Raw genomic sequence first — 17543 nt, 5'->3', positions numbered from 1 at the left:
CAGAGGCTTTTTTTTTAAGGTGTCACGATATTAAAGGTACTAGGGAAGGTATCGAGAGTTTCATTGAGATTATCAAATACTTTCTTATCTCCACTATAGTTAATATTTTTCTCGTCAAGCTCAGCAAAGGAAAGTGCTCCCATGGCAAGTTTAACAAATTGGCCATGCTTTAATGAGATGCTTGCATTATCATCAGAGGCCAATTGACGATTTTGTTCTTGTGGCTTTCTCTTTGAATAATTAAGAACGCTATTTCTTAATGTTAGATAATACTTTTCATTTCTATCTGTAATATTCAGCTCAAGAGTTAAGTCAGTACCGTTGGCCTTTTCTGAATTGACTCGCACAGAGAGATAGTCGAGGAGTAACTCTGTATCCATTTGAGAGAGAATTGCTGGTGAGGCCGTAGGCGGTGCCGGCTCACCGACTCCATAGCGTAGCTCTTGAGCTCCTTGAATATAGAAATTTCTCCACGTGGCATTCTCTGCTTGATAGGCCAATTGTTCATAAGTGTCAGCTAATAACTGCTTGGCCTTGACGTTCTTTGGTTGAGCAAAAACAAGCTTATTTAAAACTTCAGCAACAAAGCGGTATTCACCAACTTTATAATCCTTAATGGCCATCTCGAGGACATCTCCAGCTCCTCCCATATAGGCAATGGTTTTCTTTGCTGACTCAACCGCTGGCAGAGGGTTAAGGTGTGCTGGGTTTCCATCAAAGAATCCTAGATACTTATCATATACGGCCCTAGTGTTATGACTGAGACTTCCGTAGTAGCCACGATTCGCAAAGCTTTTTGCAAGATTCTTATTAAGCTCGATACTGTCGGCAAGTTCTGTACCTGAAAGTCCTTTGTTTAAGCGATTCACAGATTGATCGTGAATGAACTTATAGAGATCTCTTTGAGAGACCATATGAGAGACGACACGATCATTTCCAAAGGTTGGCCAATGGTGTGAGGCAAAGAGAATGTCGGCCTTAATATATTTCTCAAGAGCTCGTTGAATATGCTTAGACCACGTAAGGCTATCTCTAACTTGAGCACCTCTTAGTGTTTGAATATTATGCATGGTATGGCTTAGGATCTCGGCACCACAAAGAGCATTATCTCTTGGGAAGTAGGCCATCATCTCTGTCGGGGCCTCTGCTCCAGGTGTGAACATAAAATCGATGGTGACACCATCAACAACTAAGCTTCTGTCTTTATCAATTGTTATTGTCGGCTTTGCAATAGCATACTCACCATTAGGAGTGTAGCTTCCTAGCCCTGTTCCAACCGAACCTTGTGGACCAAAGTCTAATGTTCGTGCATACATATACTCAGCACGGCGACTCATGGCCGTACCTGCAATAACATTTTCACTTACTGACTCATAGACAAAGTCTTTTGGTGCAATCACTTGAATCTTTCCACTTTCTAGCTCTTGCTTACTTGCCATTCCATAGATGCCACCAAAGTGGTCGATATGAGAGTGGGTGAAAATAATGGCAGTGACAGGTAAGTTTTCAACATTCTTTCTCACAAGCTCTAATGCTGTTTTTGCCGTCTCTGTTGTCATGAGTGGATCAATAATAATCCAGCCTTTTTTTCCGCGAATAAAAGAAACGTTAGCAAGGTCAATTCCTCTTACTTGGTAGATATGATCAGAGACGCGAAAGAGTCCATTAATCGATGTTAATTGAGACTGACGCCATAGACTTGGATTGACTGTCTCTGGTGGTTTTCCTTGAGTGAGAGAAGGGAACTTGGCAGGATCAAAAATTTCCTTCATACCATCTTTCGACTTAATTGGCCCTTCCAGTTTTGCAATAAAGCCTTTTTGAGAGTCTTTAAAGTCTCGGTCGTCATCAAAATTTAATTCTTGTGTAACCTTCTTGTGAGCATCAAGCGTGTATCGTGATGCGGGTTTAGAATCATTTGAAAATGAATATCTTGAACCACGAGTGCAGCTTAAGAGAGAACTTAGAATTAGAATGGGGACAATGAGATACAATACTTTCTTGGAATGAAACACGATTCCTCCTTATTATTTATTATTTTGACTTAAGGGGGATATCGGCTAAAGCTTGGTTATTATGGGCCTAAGAAAGGTTATAAAAAAGGCCTCATTACTGAGGCCTTAGTATTAATTAGAATTGATTGATCATTGCATCTGCATCAAAGCCAAATTTCTTATAAAGCTCAAGTGCAGTATAAGAAGATTGACCGAAGTGGCCATCATTTCCAAGAGACTTCATATTAAATTCAAGTCCTTCTTGTTTTAGAGCGTGACATAACATCGCACCAGCACCAGCTGTTAGTTGGTGATCTTCAACAGTGACAATTTTATTTCCATTCTTTGCTAGTTGATCTTTAAATGTTTCAACATCAATCTTGTTAATGAATGGGTTATTAATAACTGTAATATTTTTTCCCTTTGCTTCAAGTTCTGTTGCAGCTTTAAGGGCCTGTTGAACAAGTGGACCGTGAGTTACGATGATTCCATCTGTTCCTTGTCTTAGAACTTGTGCTTTTGCCCAACCGTAGCTTCCACCTTCAGTATATGATACTGGGTGTTTTTCACGGCCAAAGAAGAATACTGTTGTTTCTGGTGTTTCACCTTTATTAACAGCTTCTTCGTATCTCTTAATCGCTTGATACATTAGGCTTTCAGCTTCTTCTTTTGTTGAAAGAGCAATAACTGTTGTATTTGGAATACCTGCAACAGCAGAGAAGTAAGTTGTCGCTTGGTGAGAAGCACCATCAGCAGCATCTTGGAATCCTGTGTGTGAGAATAAGCAAATCACAGCACCTTGTGAAAGTTGAGACATAATTAAAGGAAGGTTTCCTTTTGTGACACCAAATTGTGCAAATGTATCAACAACAGGAATGAATCCTTGTTTTGCCATACCAACTGCAGTTGAAACCATATTAGATTCTGCAATACCAATATCGACATAGTGGTTAGGGAATTCTTTATGGAAGCCCGCAACACCAGTTGAACCTGCAAGGTCAGACGTTACAGAAAATACTGGAAGCCCTTCTTTTGTTGCCTTAATCATTGCATTGGCAAGACCTGGTTGAACCTTGTCTGAAGGTGTTGAACTCTTTGATCCTTCTTTAGGAGCTGGCTTTGAAGCTAGGATTTCATTTGCCCAATTTGTAAATTCTTCAGGACAAGTTTCACCGCTATAAATTTCTTCAAGGAAAGAGATAAGTTTTTCATCATATGCACCTAGTGGATAACCATGTCCACCAGACTTTGCTTCTTCAGTCGCTTTAACGCCGTAACCTTTGATTGTCTTGATAACAAGAGCAACTGGCTTAAGTTCATTTGATTTTGCTTTTGCAATATTTTCTTCGATTGCTTGGTAAACTCTTTCTAGGTTGTGTCCTTCTTCGATTCTAACAACATCCCAACCCATTTCTCTTAGGGCCAAAAAGCTTCCTTTCATGTCAAAGCTATCTTCTGTAATACGTCCACCAAGTTTAGTGTTATTATCACTGACGATCATAACAAATGGATTCATCTTTCCTTTCTGTGCAAGTCCCGGAATTGCTGCCATTGCTTCTCGTGCTTCACCTTCCATACAACCACCATCTGAGATTGTACAAATAGTTACACGATCGTTTCCAATTGCTCTATCTGCAAGAGCAAGACCTTGAGCTTGAGGAAGTCCTGAACCTAGAGGACCGTTAGAAATGAAAACACCTTCTGGGTTTAGGTGAGCTTCACCGTGACCAGTAAGTTTAGAAGTTATTGAACGGAAACCTCTTAGGCTTTCGAATGTAAGGCCATCAAAGCCTAGGTTTGCACGAAGAGCATAGATTCCGTTTTCTGCGTGACCAGCATCGTTTACAAAGTTAAATTTCTCAAACCAATTTGGTCCTTGTGAGAACATAATTGAGTGTAGGGCACTCATCATCTCAGCGAAAGCCGCAGGGCCTCCCCAGTGGCAAGCTGCTCCACCAATAACTGCGTGTTGATTCATTAGGGCAACAAGAGCTCTTGTCGCTTTTGGGTCAGCAAGAGTGATTTCTTCTCCCGCTAAGTTATGAATTTTAGTTGCATAAATTGGGGCCGTCGTCGGTGCCGATGCAAGATGATTTTTTACTTTTAATGGGCTGATAGTTGCAGTCATTAACTTCTCCGAATTCGTTGATTTTCAATAACTTATAAAAGGTATCACGAGGGAATTTTTTCTGGCCAGAGAATATTTGCTGACCAAATAGTTTGGCACTTTGGGCCGAATCCGTAAAACGTAAATATCTGAAAATACAGTAACTATAAATTTATTAAGTTTTATTTTAGAATGACGATAAAATCTATAGAAACTGTTGTTAAACACAATTTATCTATTTGAAATAACAAGGGGTGGTAGCGATGTGTGATGCATGTTCAGCTGCAGGGCGTAACTGGTCATTGGCCAACGGACCTCGCAGAAGCAAGATGATTAAAGCAAGATTGTACTCAAGCTTCAATGGTAGAGAAGTTAAAATTAAACTTTGTTACTTATGTTCCATCAAATTATTTATGGGAGGCGAAGACCTCTTCTTAAAAAATAATCCATCCTTGAATTATGAATTGACCACCCAGCATGCAGGTAGTGAATTCGATTTTTAAGCAATATTAATTGACCCATTATTTTCACAATAGATACAATACCACCTTAAGCAAGGTGGTTTTTTTATGCAAAATTTTTCGCAATTTCGTTCCTCATTTGTGGACGATGAATTTCTTTATGGTGAGAACTCAATAGAAGTCTTAAATAAATACGATCAAAGTATTTTAAATGAAGTGGATCTCTTAGCTTCTTATCAGTACGAAAAAGTTATTCAGTCTTCACTTAATGCATTTGAGGAGTTTCAAAATTTCGATAGCGCACAAAGAAGCAAACTACTTTTAAAACTTGCTGATTTCTTAGAGGAAGAGGCCGCTTTCTTTTCTCATCTAATTTGTCTAGAAGCGGGGAAGCCAATTAGCTATGCTAAGGGTGAGATTGCTCGCTGTGTGGAAACTATTAGACTCGCTGGCGAGAAGGCACGTCATCACAGTAGTGAAACTCCTGATCTTTCTTATGGGCCAGGAGCTGATAAGATGGCCATGGTTCGACACGAACCAGAGGGAATCGTTTTTGGCATCTCTCCATTTAACTTTCCACTAAATCTCGCTCTTCATAAAATTGCTCCAGCACTTGCTGTTGGTTGTAGCATTATCGTTAAGCCTTCACCGCAAACGCCAATAACTTTACTGGCCTTTGCAAAACTACTTTCACGAGTTGGCTTCCCAAAAGGTGTTGTGAATATTGTGATCTGTGAAGACGAGCTTGCACAAAGATTCTTAGAAGATGAGAGAATCAATGTTTTCTCATTTACGGGAAGTGCAAAAGTTGGTTGGGCCCTTAAGGCCTTAAGTGGAAAGAAGAAGTGTCTTCTGGAGCTTGGTGGGAATGCTGCTGTTATTGTTAATGACGTTGAAGACATGGAGGCCGTGACATCTCAAATTGCTACGGGCTCATTTCTATACTCGGGACAAATTTGTATCTCGACTCAAAGAGTTTTCATTGCCAGTGAAATCTTTGATGAATTCGTGGAGCAATTTCTTGAGCAAGTTGAAACCATTAGTTCAGGTAACCCAAAAGATGAGAGTGTCATTAATGGCCCTGTGATTAATGAGGGGGCACTTGAGAGAATTCATCAGTGGGTGCAAGAGGCCATCTCAAATGGGGCCGAACTTCTATGTGGTGGCCATATTATCGATGAGGACCACCATATCTATGCACCAACGGTTCTAACGAATACAGACTTGGATATGAAGGTGGTTTCAGAGGAGATCTTTGGTCCTGTCGTGATTCTAGAGCCTTATGACTCATTTTCAGAGGCCATTGAGCTTGTAAATGATTCAAAATACGGACTCCAAGCTGGTGTTTTTACGAACAGCTTAGTAAATATGAAGGAAGCAAGTCAACGAATTGATGTTGGAGGAATTATCTTCAATAACGTCCCAGGATTTCGCATGGATGCCATGCCTTATGGAGGGATCAAGGATTCTGGACTTGGCCGTGAAGGGATCGCATATGCGATGGAAGATTACACTCGCAAGAAACTAATCTTATTCTAAATCTTTGAGGGGAGAGAGGATGAAATCACTATTTTTACTACTAATTAGTTTACAGGCCTTTTCATACGCACCTAATTGGGGACGTGATGCTAAGATTGAAAAGGGTGAGAATCGAGAAAACCTCTACCAACTTTCTCAAGAAGAGTATGAGCAAGTCACGCAAGATGGACTGAAGCATGCACTGGTTTGGCCAGTAAGTGTTACAGGACTTCTCATCCCATATGATGCTTTTAATAATTTCTTTGAACTTCGTGATGAGAAATTTGTTAACTTTGTTTTAACAACTCTTGGTGAAAAGCAATTTGGTATTAATAGTGTTGAATCTTTCTATCAGTGGCTTGGACTTAATCCATACAATGACGAAGATGCTACGGGAATTTACCGCATCCCTTATCCAGAAGGATATAAACCTGACTACTATATGGGTGCCAGTATTGTTGATACGAAGTGGGGGAAAGGTCTGACTTTTAGTTGTGCCACTTGCCACTCTGCTAGTCTCTTTGGCACATCAGTTATGGGCCTTACAAATAAAACAGTTAAGGCAAATGAGCTCTTTGTAAAAGCTAAGAAGCTACTTCCATTTATTCCAACTAAGACTTTCCAAAAAGTTACGAATGCTACTGATGATGAAGTAGCAATGCTTAAGAGAACAAAGAAGAATATTCACGCTGTTGGAGCAGCATCACCAATGGTTCTAGGACTTGATACTTCTCTTCCACAAGTTGCACTGTCTCTTGCTCACAGAAAGCAAGATGCGTATGCTTCAAAGTCGAAACTAAATGAAGTCTTTCCAAGATTTAATCCATTAAAGTCAACAGTTGCTGACTCAAAGCCTATGCCTTGGTGGACACTGAAGTATAAAACTCGTTGGCTATCAGATGGTTCAATTGTTGCAGGAAACCCAATCTTTACAAATTTCCTTTGGAATGAGCTTGGGCGTGGAACTGATTTATATGAGCTAGAAAAATGGCTTCAAGATAATCCTGAAATTATTAAAGAACTTACGGCCGCGGCCTTCTCAACAAAAGCGCCTCGTATTGATGACTTCTTTGATGTTTCAAGAATTGATATTGATGCTGCAAAAAGAGGACAGAAGCATTTTGAAAATCGTTGTCAGAAATGTCACGGTGAGTATCAGAAGAATTGGGACCTTCCATTTTCTGGGCTGATGCCTAAGAGTGAGCAGATCAAAACAAGAAAACTTATCTATCATGAGAAAACTCCTGTTAAGGATGTTGGAACAGATCCATTTCGTTACCAAGGAACGGCTTACTTTGCAGATGCTTTAAATGAACTTGCCATTTCTAAGTGGATGAAGACAGTAGTTGAGCCACAAAAGGGATATGTACCACCTCCACTAAACGGGATTTGGGCGCGTTGGCCGTATATGCACAATAACTCAATTCCAAACCTTTGTGAGCTTATGACTGAGCCGTCAAAGCGTGTGAAGGAATTCTATCAGATCCCAGCAGTGGATCCGATGCTTGACTTTGATTTTGATTGCAATGGTTTTCCTGTGGGAATGGATATTCCTGAAGAGAGAAGAGTTAGAGAAGCATATTACAATACAAAGTTACCTGGACTTTCAAATGCAGGTCACTATAATCGAATCTTTACGGATAAAGAGGGGAACGAACTACTTAGTGAAGAGGATAAATCAGATCTTCGTATGTTCTTAAGAACATTATAATGGCATTCTATCTCGATACTTATATTGCCCATCGTGGTTTACACGACGATAAAAAACCTGAAAATACGATGGCCGCTTTCAAGGCGGCCATTAAACATAATTACGCTATTGAATTAGATGTCCACTTATCAAGTGATGGCCATGTGGTGGTCTTTCATGATGAGACTCTTGAGCGACTTACCGGTAGCAACGGAAAGGTCTCTCAATATACTCTTGATAGCCTAAAACAACTCTACATCAACGAAACAAAAGAGAAAATTCCAACCCTCAAAGAAGTTTTGGAGTTAGTAGACGGACAAGTTCCACTTATTATTGAACTTAAGGTTTACGAACATACGGGGGAGCTTGAGTCTGAAGTAATGAAGATCCTTCAAGGCTATGAAGGGGATTATACAATTCAATCCTTCAATCCATTTACTCTTAAGTGGTTTCGCAAACACTATCCGGCCGTGATTTTAGGCCTTCTTGTCACAAGAGATTTTAGTGACACGACTCTTAACCCTCTCAAACAGAAGCTCTTAGAGAATATGACTTTCATTCCAGTCATCAGGCCAGACTATATAGGCCTTGATATCGACACATACTCAAAGGTACAGCTTAGTATCATCAAGCATTTTACTTTTAATAATATTGTCTTTTGGACAGTAAGAACTAAAGAACAAATGAGGACAGCTAAGCGTTTAGGTGCTAATATTATATTTGAAAATATTAAACCTTGAGTTAATTTATGAAAAAAATCGTAATTGCTATAATCATACTTGCCATCGCCGCCGGTGGTTTCTACCTTTTCACTTCTCAACAATCAAATTCAAAAACAGCCAAGGACATTATGACTTCTCAAGTTCAAGTTGTTGAATTTGAGGATACGCCAGCTAAGAAAATAGCCGCTGGAAATGATGATAGTGCCGAGGCGGTTGAGCCTAATGGTAATGCTGCCAAATTAGATCTGGACGTTGTGGACGATGAGGATCTTGAGAGAAGGCTAGAGGCCAAAGAAGAAGAGTTTGATCGCCTTGAAGAAGAGTGGCTGACAAATGTAAAAGAGTTATTTATTTCTGAGCTCGGACTTACTGAAAAAGAATATAAAGACTATTTGAGTATGAGAGAAGGTCTCTTCAATGATAAGGTCTCTGCTTTTGAAGAAATGCATGAACAGTTAGAAGAGAAGTACGGTGAAAACTATACTTACAATCCTACTGAAGAAGAGATGGCCTTTGATCGCGAAATTCAAAAAAAATATGATGATCTTCTTTTAGAAAAGATCGGAAAGGATGCTTTCATTAAATATCTTGAACTAAGAGATCGTACAAATGAGAAAATCTTAGAGGCAACAAAGCCAAATGATGCCGCCATGCTAATGGAATTCTAGGAGGTAAGATGGAAAAGTGGATTATTAAAGAGAGAAAGAACGTTTATCGTGGCAATATCTTTTTATATGAAACCATTGTTGCCAATCATCCAACGAAGCCAATAGGAGCAGGCCCGTATGACATTATTCGTCTCGCAGATTGGGTGAATATTGTTGCCATTACTGAAGATAATAAAGTTGTCCTCGTTAAGCAGTATCGCTTTGGGAAAGACGTTATCACAATTGAAACTCCGGCCGGAGCTGTTGAGCGCGGTGAAGACCCTCTTGCTGCCGCCAAGAGAGAGCTGGAAGAAGAGACTGGCTACATCAGCGATGAGTGGGAGAGTCTAAGTCCGGTTAGTGTAAATCCTGCTTTTATGAGCAATACTGCTCACTTCTATCTAGCTAAAAATTGTCGTCCTGATGGAAAGCAAAATTTTGATGAAGACGAAGATATCGAGCTAGAACTTGTTCCTGTCGCTGATCTAAAAGAAAAGCTAAAGGAAGTTGATCACTCTTTATCTGAGCTTTGTCTAAGTCGATACCTTCTTCAGTCTTAAATTAGTTTCGCTTGTTCTTACTATACTTCTTAGGCCTAGTCTGTCTTGATTGACCTTGTAGCTCAAACCAATCACTTTCATCAATTTCGTGATAATAGTCGGCTTCTTCCACAAGTAGGCTCGAAGTCGTTTCTGGGATTGAGGCGATTTCAACACGAACACCTTCTGCTCTTAAGTGGCGAACAAGCTCGATATAATCGGAGTCACCAGAAAGAATGATAATTGTATCAACCTTTGAGGCAAGTTGTGTCGCTTTAATTGTCAGAGGGATATCCGCACTCTTGTGGCAAGGGATAACCGAACCGTAGTAGTGATTGTGTAATCGCTCAGTAAGTTTAGAAGAGATATTCTTTCCCTCTCTGAAATAGATCAGGCGATTAAGCCCTCGATTATCTAGGAGTTTTGGGATGAGCGTATCAAAATTAACCATCGTATTTGAGTTATTTGTTATGCTGTGAATACTTCTTTCGATATTGTTGCCATCGATTAGGATGGCAACAGTTTGATTAATGAAAATTTCCATAAAATGCTTCACTTCCGTTTGATTGGACGTAGTCAGCGTGACATTGCTTGATTTGTGCTTCGATCATTTCAATACTCATACCCTTGAAAATCTCGTTTAACTCATCTTCATCAACATCTGCTCTACCTAGTGCACAAGCTGCCAATTCTTCCTTAAACATAATTGAAGGATCCTCTGGCTTACGCTTGTCTACTAAGAATCTTAGTAGCTCACTGATATCAAGACGCTTGGCCTCAAAATCATTGAAGTATTTCTTAAACCACACGTGAGTCCAAGCGATATTAACCACACCTGGGTCTTTGTGGTACTTTAGTAGGTAGAAGAATGCTGTACGTCCAAAGGTCTTTAATTTACCTTTTAGTTTAGCAATACTAATGATTGCGTTCTTATATGCATCCTTGTAACCGCGATCCAGTTCACCACGGTCCAATTTATTATCTGCGTTTCTATCAAAACGAATATAAGTCGATTCGATATTTAACATTGCTCCAATAACAAGAGTGAAGTCTTTCTTTCTCCACCAAATCTTATCAACATCTTCAACACTTCTTGAGAAGATCTCGACACCTTTGATGAACTCGACAACGTGTCCTCTGCTATTGTTATTTACGTATTCTTTTAGACGAGGGAAGTACTTCGAAAGATTTAGCTCTTCCTCTCCAAATAACTTATCAAAGAATTTTGTACGAATACACTTTGAGTCCATGACTGAGAAGCCTGCTTCATCAATTCTAGTATCGCACTCTTTTTCTTCGTATAAGTTTTCTTCGATCAAAGTTGTAATCTTTGCAGCAGTAAAGATTAGTTCAATGAACTCACTCACTTCATCTAGGTTGATAAAAAGGTCACCACCAGAAGTCGCTTGGAAAAGGTCTGATAGAAGAAGAATATTTTCACCAAATGTCTTAAAGTCTTCTGTCCAAAGCCCCATCTCTTCTAGAGCGGCCTTTAGTCCAACGAGTGCATTATTAAGTTGGTTATCTGATAAACCTTTTGACTGTCTTGGAGGAGTTGTATCACCTTCTGTCTTATAACCCTCAAGCATGTGTGGAAGCACATTTCTAAAGAGCATGATTGAGTTAAACCCTGTCTTATTTCTTACGATATCCGCTTGGTAAGTTGGGAAACCATCTTTATTTCTAAAGTAACGGTAGTCGCGTGCAACTTTTGTAAACTCTTCAATAAGAACCACATATGATTTCTTCGTGATTAGTTTATACTCAGGAACTTCTCTTTCTGTTGGGTATTCACGACGATCAATGTAAAGCGGCTTAGGCGTATTCATTCTCTCATTGAAGAATTGGAAAGTCGAATCTGAGAATAGAAGAGTCTCAAATGCGCTATCTGCAATATCGAGGATACGATTAACAGCATCACTTGTAATCATGAGATCAAAGTTCTCACTTCCCGGAGGATCTAGCTCTGAACAAATCCATTTAGAACTACCTTGCTTATCGGCATCATAGGCCGGGTTTGGTTTACATGGAATTGGATACATTAGCTCCGAGCGTGGAATTGGATCAAAAATACGCTGAGTAAAGTCAATTAGTGTACGCTTAAAGTTTGAAAGCTTAAGTAGCTCACTTTCATCTTTAGGGTTATCTGACCTGCGGTTAAGCTCTTTAATTAGCTCATCACCAAATGAAAGAATCTCTTTTGCTGTAAAGTAATTCTTCTTTTCAGTGATAGGGTGGAAGATTGAGCGAGTCTTACGTAGGAGCTCAAGAACCTTCGCCGTATTCTGTACTGACTGAGTCTCGTCAGAGAAGTCTGTGAAGAATGCATCATAAAGTACTTCTGCAAGTGATTGTGATTTTTCAGTTAAGTGGTAAAGATCATCACGATTTAAAATAAGGTTATTACCACCAAGAACAAGTCCCTTAAGGGCCATGGCCTCTGAGTAAAGCTTCCAGTTAAATGGCTCCTTAAACATTCCGCCTGACTCTTTAAGACGAGCGATAAGTGATTTAATTAGTCCATCTTGGTTAACAAAGTCCTTATCAAGAAGGTAATTTGCTAATTCCGTTTTAATCGATAGGAATTGGTTAACATATTCCTTTTTTGAGATAACTTTTCTCGCTGTCTTTGAATCGTCATCTTTAAAAAGCTTAACATTCTCAATATGCATATCGAGGAATGCTAGGTAGCGATAAACAATGGCAACAACATTTACTGTCGACTTAAATTGCTTAAATGAAAGATAATCAACTTCTGGCGGAAGTCTTAAAATATTATCTTTATAATTAAGAACAAGGTTCTTAATAGCGATCCCTTTACCAAGGTCTTCAGGCTTATTAAAGAATTGTTCAATTAGCTTATTAATATCTGTAACTGTAATAACTTGATCATTTTCAAGCTCATTTAGAATAAGGTCTTGAACCGATCTAACTTGAGCGAGGAAGAAATTATTCTTCTCTAGTGGAGTCTTTTCTAGGTATTCCTTAGCTAGATATTTCAGGTCAAAGAATAGGGCCGCAAGAGGGTCTGTCTTTGATAGAAGTGTCATTAGCTCTGGGAAAAGAAGTGTTTCACGGCTACCACCAGTTGTCACAACTTTTAGGGCCATAAACGACTTAACAACGTCTTCGATGAGATCAATGTCATAAAGCTTGATTGTATCATTAGCGAATTTAAGAACATTCATCTCGTGGTTACGAGGAATTGAAATATCTTCGTCTAATAGCTTCTTTGCGTTTTCACTTAGGCGTCCAACTTCTGCGCGGAATTGCTTCTTGATTTCAATTTTACTATTAAAGTCTTTGCCTTCGATCTCTTTAACAAGGTCATTTAAGACATTTACTGATTCAAAAGATCTTAGGGCAACGTTAACAACACCAAGTGAAAGCTCAACATCAGCATAAGAGAAGACTTCTGGATTACCACGAATTAGGTCTCTTTTTGCATAACGAATAAGTGACTTAAGCTTAACGTTAGTATCTTTATTCGTTCCAAGAATTGTTGAGATAAAGTCATCATCTTCATTGAAGAATTCATCAATGATATTATTGATGTCGGCAATCGTAATGATATTTTCTTCTTTCTGGTGCTCGTAAACAAAGAGCTTTAGCTCTTCTAGGTTATTTGCAAGCTTGTTGAAATATTCAGAACCATCTTCAAAGTATTCCTTTTTAAGGAAGAAGATATCAATTGTATTTTGTAAGAAAACTGGGAAGAAAGTGAATAGTTGGGCAAACTCATCAGAATCAACGTAGATACGTGAACCACCAAGAAATAGCTTCTTAGCAAATAGTAGTGAGTTTAGAAGCTCCTTACCAAGTTTAAAGTCTTTAAGGTCTCTTGTAATGTCGAGAATTAGACTTTGAATATCAATGGCCTGTGCCGGCCCAGGGATTTGTTGAAGGATTTCATTTAGGTTTGCAGAAAAGGCATCGGCCTGAGTTCTAAGGATCGCCGAAGTCTTATAATAGTCTTCTTTTGATTTTACTTTTTGTAGCTCTTTTACTGTCGCTACGATCTTAACTGCTGAGCGGTTAAATTCTTTTAGGATTTGAAAGAAAGAATCAATCTTCGTACGAGACATTTGTCCCGGGATATCTCTTTGAAGGAGAGTGTTCAGCTTGAAAAGAAGATCAAGGCCTTCGATAATATCATCAGCAGAGCCTGCTGGATTATCCATATATTTGCGAGCAAACTTCACGATATCTTCGCGGAAGAAGAAACGATTATCTCTAGACTCAACATATTTGAATTTATTTAGTGTATCTTGGACACAATTAAGGTCTTTTTCGATATTAACTTCGAATAATTTTTTGATACGATCCGTGTCGATTTTGCAACTAGCTGAAATTCCGTCATACTCAGCGATGTCTGCACCTTCGACAGGGTCATCATTGACGAAACCACAAGACGAAACTAGTAGTGCTACCAAGAGGTAGGCAATGAAATCTCGTAATTTCAATAACTTAGTGTGTTTAATCATAATTCCCTCACCCAAATTCTAGAAAATTTCTAGTTAAATGAAAAGGAATAACCGAATATTTTGAAATGTTTTTACGAGCTGCGTTAAAAGTGTACACAATTTCTAACAGTATACTGTCAAAAGTGTTAACACTCAGGGTAATAGCTACCAAATCCGAGTTAAAAGCTTCTATTTACGATTCTTTTCTGATTTAATTAATTTTAATGAATAAATTCATCAAAAAAATTACATTATTATGCGTGTCGCTATCTGGCCTTGCTGTCTACGCACAGCTTGACGGAAGTGTGTCTTACGAGAAATTCCAACGTTTAAATGATCCAGCTAAGAAGTCTGAGTACGACGACTGGGCCCAAATCGAAGGAAATTATGAGACGAGAGCGTGGAATGGTAAAGTCTACGGTGAATTTGCAGCAAGGGCCTATGTCACAAAAGAGCCGGCCTTTAACTTTTCAATGCCTGAGGCCTATATCGAGTTCAAAGATGAAGATAATCGTATCTCACTTGGTCGACAGCTTCTTAGGTGGAATGAGAATGAAGACTACTGGCTACTTAGTACACTGAACCCAAATCAAGGTTTCTACCTACTTTCTGAAAAGAAGGAAGGCCTAGTCGGTATTCAATACGATCGCAAGTTTAATAAGAATCTCAATTTTTCAGTATTCTTCTCATACTTCTTTGTTCCGGGGATGAACCCAGGACTTGAGATTGAAAATGGGGATGTATCGAGTAAGAGTGAGTGGGTAAGGCTTCCTCCAAAGTACACGGTACTTGAAGGTAATGTTCTTCCTCTTTATTACACAATTGATATGCCTAATATCTATAATGATGTTGTAAAGAATAAGTCTCTTGGATTTAGACTTTCTGGAACTAATGAAGAGAAGAGCTCAGAGATTTCGGCCTTCTTTATCTATAAGCCACAAAATAGCCTACAGATGAATGCTGATGCTCGCTTTGATCAAGATCGCGACGTTATTGCTGTTGATGCTTCTCCGGTTGTTAACCACCATCTTTATTATGGGATTCAGTATAAGCAGCAGCTAGGTGACGTCCAAATGGTTGCCGGTATTGATATGAGTGACCCGACAGCGACTTTTGGAAATGACTTTAAGGTTGTTGACTTTAGTCGTGAAGAAAATAAGAAATTCGAATCAGAATATTTCAATATCGAGCCTAACTACGAAAAAGAAAGTTACGCCTCTGTCTCATTTAACGTAAACCAAGGTTACTATATGTTTTCTGTAAACTATATCAACCTTCTTACTAATAATGAGCGTGGATCAGATGATTTCTTCTCTGATACGGCGAAGTGGAGTAATGCTCTTGGGATGCGTGGGCGTTATTACTTTAATGACTTCATCAATGTGATGGGGGATTTAAAATATGACTTTGATCGCGATGATATTATCTTAAAAGCTGAAGCGACTTATGCTTTCTGGCGTGGTGCTGCTAGTTTAAATTTAGGTGCCGAGCTGATTAAGTCACCAAATAAGAATTCTTATTGGTCAGCTTATCGAGCTAACGACACCATTTATTCTTCACTTAAATTTGCTTTCTAGTTTAGGCAGTTCCTGTCTGAACACTCCATAGAGCTTTATAAATACCTTCTTGAGCGATCAGTTCTTCGTGAGTTCCACGTTGTTCAATCTTTCCTTCATTTAAAACACAGATTTGATCCGCGTGAATAATCGTTGAAAGCCTGTGGGCAACCATGACTGTTGTACGCCCTTTTGTGATTGTCTTAAGAGAGCGCTGAATGGCCGCTTCTGTTTCATTATCAATTGCACTTGTTGCCTCATCAAAAATGAAAAGCTTCGGATCTCTTAAGATGGCACGAGCAATGGCAATACGCTGCCTTTGGCCACCTGAAAGTTTTTGACCGCGCTCTCCAACAATGGTCTGATAACCATTTGGCAGAAGCTCGATAAAGTCGTGTGCTTCAGCAAGCTTTGCCGCTCTCATGGCATCAACTTCAGATGCACCTTGTGAGCCATAAATGATATTTTCAAGAACTGTTCCATGAAAGAGGTAAGTTTCCTGCGAAACAAAACCAATATGTGAGCGCAGTGAGTTTTGTTTTAGCTCACGAATATTGTGGCCATCAAAATTTACGGCCCCTGTTTGCGGATCATAGAAGCGTTGAAGAAGTTTTAGCATTGTGGACTTTCCTGAACCAGTAGGTCCTACTAGGGCAATGGTTTGTCCTTCTTCAATTTTTAGATTGATATCTTTAAGACCTGTATTGTCTTCTTCATCATATTTAAAGTTGATGCCACTAAATTCAACAGCGCCTTTAAATTCTTGAAGCTCTTTTCCACCATCAGTTACTTTAACTTCTGTTTCAATTAACTCCATCACACGAGACGTTGAGGCCATCGATCTTTGGTAGAGATCAAAAGTTTCACCAAGTCTTGTTAGTGGCCAAAGTAATCTTTGAACCAAAAAAATTAGAACTGAGTAAGATCCAACTTCTAGCTTTCCATCAAGAACGTCGATACCACCGATGATAAGGGTAAAGAGGAATCCACATAGAACGGCCATTCTAATGATTGGGCTAAAAGAAGAAGAGACGCGAATGGCATCTTTATTGGCCTTGGCATATTGATTTGATTGTTTCTCGAGGCGTTCGTATTCAAATTTTTGAGCAACGTATGATTTTATTGTCATCATCCCCGCAATATTATTCACAAGCATACTGGCAAGAAGACCAGCTTCGCTTCTAACATTTTGATAACGAGGTTGTACCTTCTTTTGAAAGTAGAAACTTCCCCAAAGAATAAATGGTACTGGTGTTAGTGATAGGAGGGCGATTTGCGGTGAAAGATAAAAGAAGATTGCACCAATTGAAACGACTGTTGTTAGGGTTTGGATAATATCATTGGCCCCAACATCTAAGAAGCGCTCAAGTTGGTTGATGTCGTCATTTAGAATGGTCGCTAAATTCCCTGAGTTATTATCTTGGTAGAAAGAAATATGTAGGTTTTGGAGGTGATCGTAGGCTTCCATTCGAAGGTCGTGTTGAACTTCTTGAGCAAGTCCGCGCCACCAAAGTTTTAAAAGGTATTCAAAGAGGGACTCAAGGGCCCAAATAATAAAAGTTAGAAAACCTAGGATATAGATTTGATGGATTTTATCAGAGACTCCCATGCCTGCGAGAAATGAGTCTTCTTGTTTGACAACTGTGTCAACGGCAAGACCGATAAGCAGGGGAGGAGCAATATCAAATACTTTATTTAAGACTGAAAAGAATGAGGCCGTATAGATTTGGCCGCGTTTATTTTTAAAATGATTAATTAATTTTTGTAATGGGGATTGAGTTTCCATTTAGACCTCGTGTGCGTGTACTTTGTAGTGAGAGCATTATGGCCTAAATTTCTTAATTTG

The 17543-nt window shown here is 39.2% G+C and carries 11 protein-coding genes; 6 read left to right on the top strand and 5 right to left on the bottom strand.

The window, feature by feature from the left end; genetic code table 11:
• Positions 1–14: 14 nt before the first annotated feature.
• Both ABMA76_RS14240 and ABMA76_RS14235 read right to left on the bottom strand, forming a co-directional pair.
• Positions 15–2015, bottom strand: coding sequence for an alkyl/aryl-sulfatase (locus ABMA76_RS14240; RefSeq protein ID WP_393061945.1), 2001 nt, complete (start codon positions 2013–2015; stop codon positions 15–17).
• A gap of 115 nt (positions 2016–2130) precedes the next feature.
• The gene (locus ABMA76_RS14235; protein WP_392911548.1) at positions 2131–4122 is read right to left on the bottom strand and encodes a transketolase C-terminal domain-containing protein; all 1992 of its coding nucleotides are present in this window, start codon (positions 4120–4122) and stop codon (positions 2131–2133) included.
• A gap of 548 nt (positions 4123–4670) precedes the next feature.
• On the opposite strand from ABMA76_RS14235, the gene ABMA76_RS14230 reads away from it, so the two are divergent.
• From ABMA76_RS14230 to ABMA76_RS14210, 5 genes are read left to right on the top strand one after another with little or no spacing between them, the layout of a single operon-like run.
• Positions 4671–6101, top strand: a complete 1431-nt coding sequence (locus ABMA76_RS14230; protein WP_392911550.1) for an aldehyde dehydrogenase family protein — start codon at positions 4671–4673, stop codon at positions 6099–6101.
• 19 nt (positions 6102–6120) lie between these two features.
• A complete protein-coding gene (locus ABMA76_RS14225; RefSeq protein ID WP_392911552.1) occupies positions 6121–7791 on the top strand; it encodes a hypothetical protein in 1671 nt (556 codons plus the stop codon).
• On the top strand, positions 7791–8510 hold the full coding sequence (locus ABMA76_RS14220; RefSeq protein ID WP_392911554.1) for a glycerophosphodiester phosphodiesterase family protein: 720 nt from the start codon (positions 7791–7793) through the stop codon (positions 8508–8510). Before ABMA76_RS14225 ends, ABMA76_RS14220 begins: the two co-directional genes overlap by 1 nt.
• An 8-nt stretch (positions 8511–8518) precedes the next feature.
• Entirely contained in the window at positions 8519–9160 is a 642-nt protein-coding gene (locus ABMA76_RS14215) for a hypothetical protein (RefSeq protein ID WP_393061943.1), read from the top strand.
• Between the two features lie 8 nt (positions 9161–9168).
• Entirely contained in the window at positions 9169–9699 is a 531-nt protein-coding gene (locus ABMA76_RS14210) for an NUDIX hydrolase (protein WP_392911558.1), read from the top strand.
• A gap of 1 nt (position 9700) precedes the next feature.
• On the opposite strand, the gene ABMA76_RS14205 is transcribed toward ABMA76_RS14210, so the two are convergent.
• Both ABMA76_RS14205 and ABMA76_RS14200 read right to left on the bottom strand, forming a co-directional pair.
• Positions 9701–10222 (bottom strand): NYN domain-containing protein, encoded by a 522-nt coding sequence (locus ABMA76_RS14205; RefSeq protein WP_392911560.1) that lies wholly within the window; start codon positions 10220–10222, stop codon positions 9701–9703.
• On the bottom strand, positions 10206–14162 hold the full coding sequence (locus ABMA76_RS14200; RefSeq protein WP_393061941.1) for a hypothetical protein: 3957 nt from the start codon (positions 14160–14162) through the stop codon (positions 10206–10208). The genes ABMA76_RS14205 and ABMA76_RS14200 overlap by 17 nt, the downstream gene beginning before the upstream one ends.
• 203 nt (positions 14163–14365) lie before the next feature.
• Between ABMA76_RS14200 and ABMA76_RS14195 the strand changes: the two genes are divergently transcribed.
• On the top strand, positions 14366–15718 hold the full coding sequence (locus tag ABMA76_RS14195) for a hypothetical protein (protein WP_393061939.1): 1353 nt from the start codon (positions 14366–14368) through the stop codon (positions 15716–15718).
• A 1-nt stretch (position 15719) separates the two neighbouring features.
• Here the strand turns inward: ABMA76_RS14195 and ABMA76_RS14190 are convergent, their stop codons facing one another.
• The gene (locus ABMA76_RS14190) at positions 15720–17483 is read right to left on the bottom strand and encodes an ABC transporter ATP-binding protein (RefSeq protein WP_393061937.1); all 1764 of its coding nucleotides are present in this window, start codon (positions 17481–17483) and stop codon (positions 15720–15722) included.
• Positions 17484–17543: the final 60 nt, after the last annotated feature.

Origin of the sequence: Halobacteriovorax sp. ZH5_bin.2, assembly GCF_043196375.1 — a bacterium.
Lineage (GTDB): Bacteria > Bdellovibrionota > Bacteriovoracia > Bacteriovoracales > Bacteriovoracaceae > Halobacteriovorax_A.
This window is presented reverse-complemented; position numbering and strand designations above follow the sequence as displayed.

Bases quoted from the DNA above. Each gene is read 5' to 3' on its own strand.
- ABMA76_RS14235 (WP_392911548.1), bottom strand. From the start codon at position 4,122: ATGACTGCAACTATCAGCCCATTAAAAGTAAAAAATCATCTTGCATCG.
- ABMA76_RS14230 (WP_392911550.1), top strand. From the start codon at position 4,671: ATGCAAAATTTTTCGCAATTTCGTTCCTCATTTGTGGACGATGAATTT.
- ABMA76_RS14225 (WP_392911552.1), top strand. From the start codon at position 6,121: ATGAAATCACTATTTTTACTACTAATTAGTTTACAGGCCTTTTCATAC.
- ABMA76_RS14220 (WP_392911554.1), top strand. From the start codon at position 7,791: ATGGCATTCTATCTCGATACTTATATTGCCCATCGTGGTTTACACGAC.
- ABMA76_RS14215 (WP_393061943.1), top strand. From the start codon at position 8,519: ATGAAAAAAATCGTAATTGCTATAATCATACTTGCCATCGCCGCCGGT.
- ABMA76_RS14210 (WP_392911558.1), top strand. From the start codon at position 9,169: ATGGAAAAGTGGATTATTAAAGAGAGAAAGAACGTTTATCGTGGCAAT.
- ABMA76_RS14205 (WP_392911560.1), bottom strand. From the start codon at position 10,222: ATGGAAATTTTCATTAATCAAACTGTTGCCATCCTAATCGATGGCAAC.
- ABMA76_RS14200 (WP_393061941.1), bottom strand. From the start codon at position 14,162: ATGATTAAACACACTAAGTTATTGAAATTACGAGATTTCATTGCCTAC.
- ABMA76_RS14195 (WP_393061939.1), top strand. From the start codon at position 14,366: ATGAATAAATTCATCAAAAAAATTACATTATTATGCGTGTCGCTATCT.
- ABMA76_RS14190 (WP_393061937.1), bottom strand. From the start codon at position 17,483: ATGGAAACTCAATCCCCATTACAAAAATTAATTAATCATTTTAAAAAT.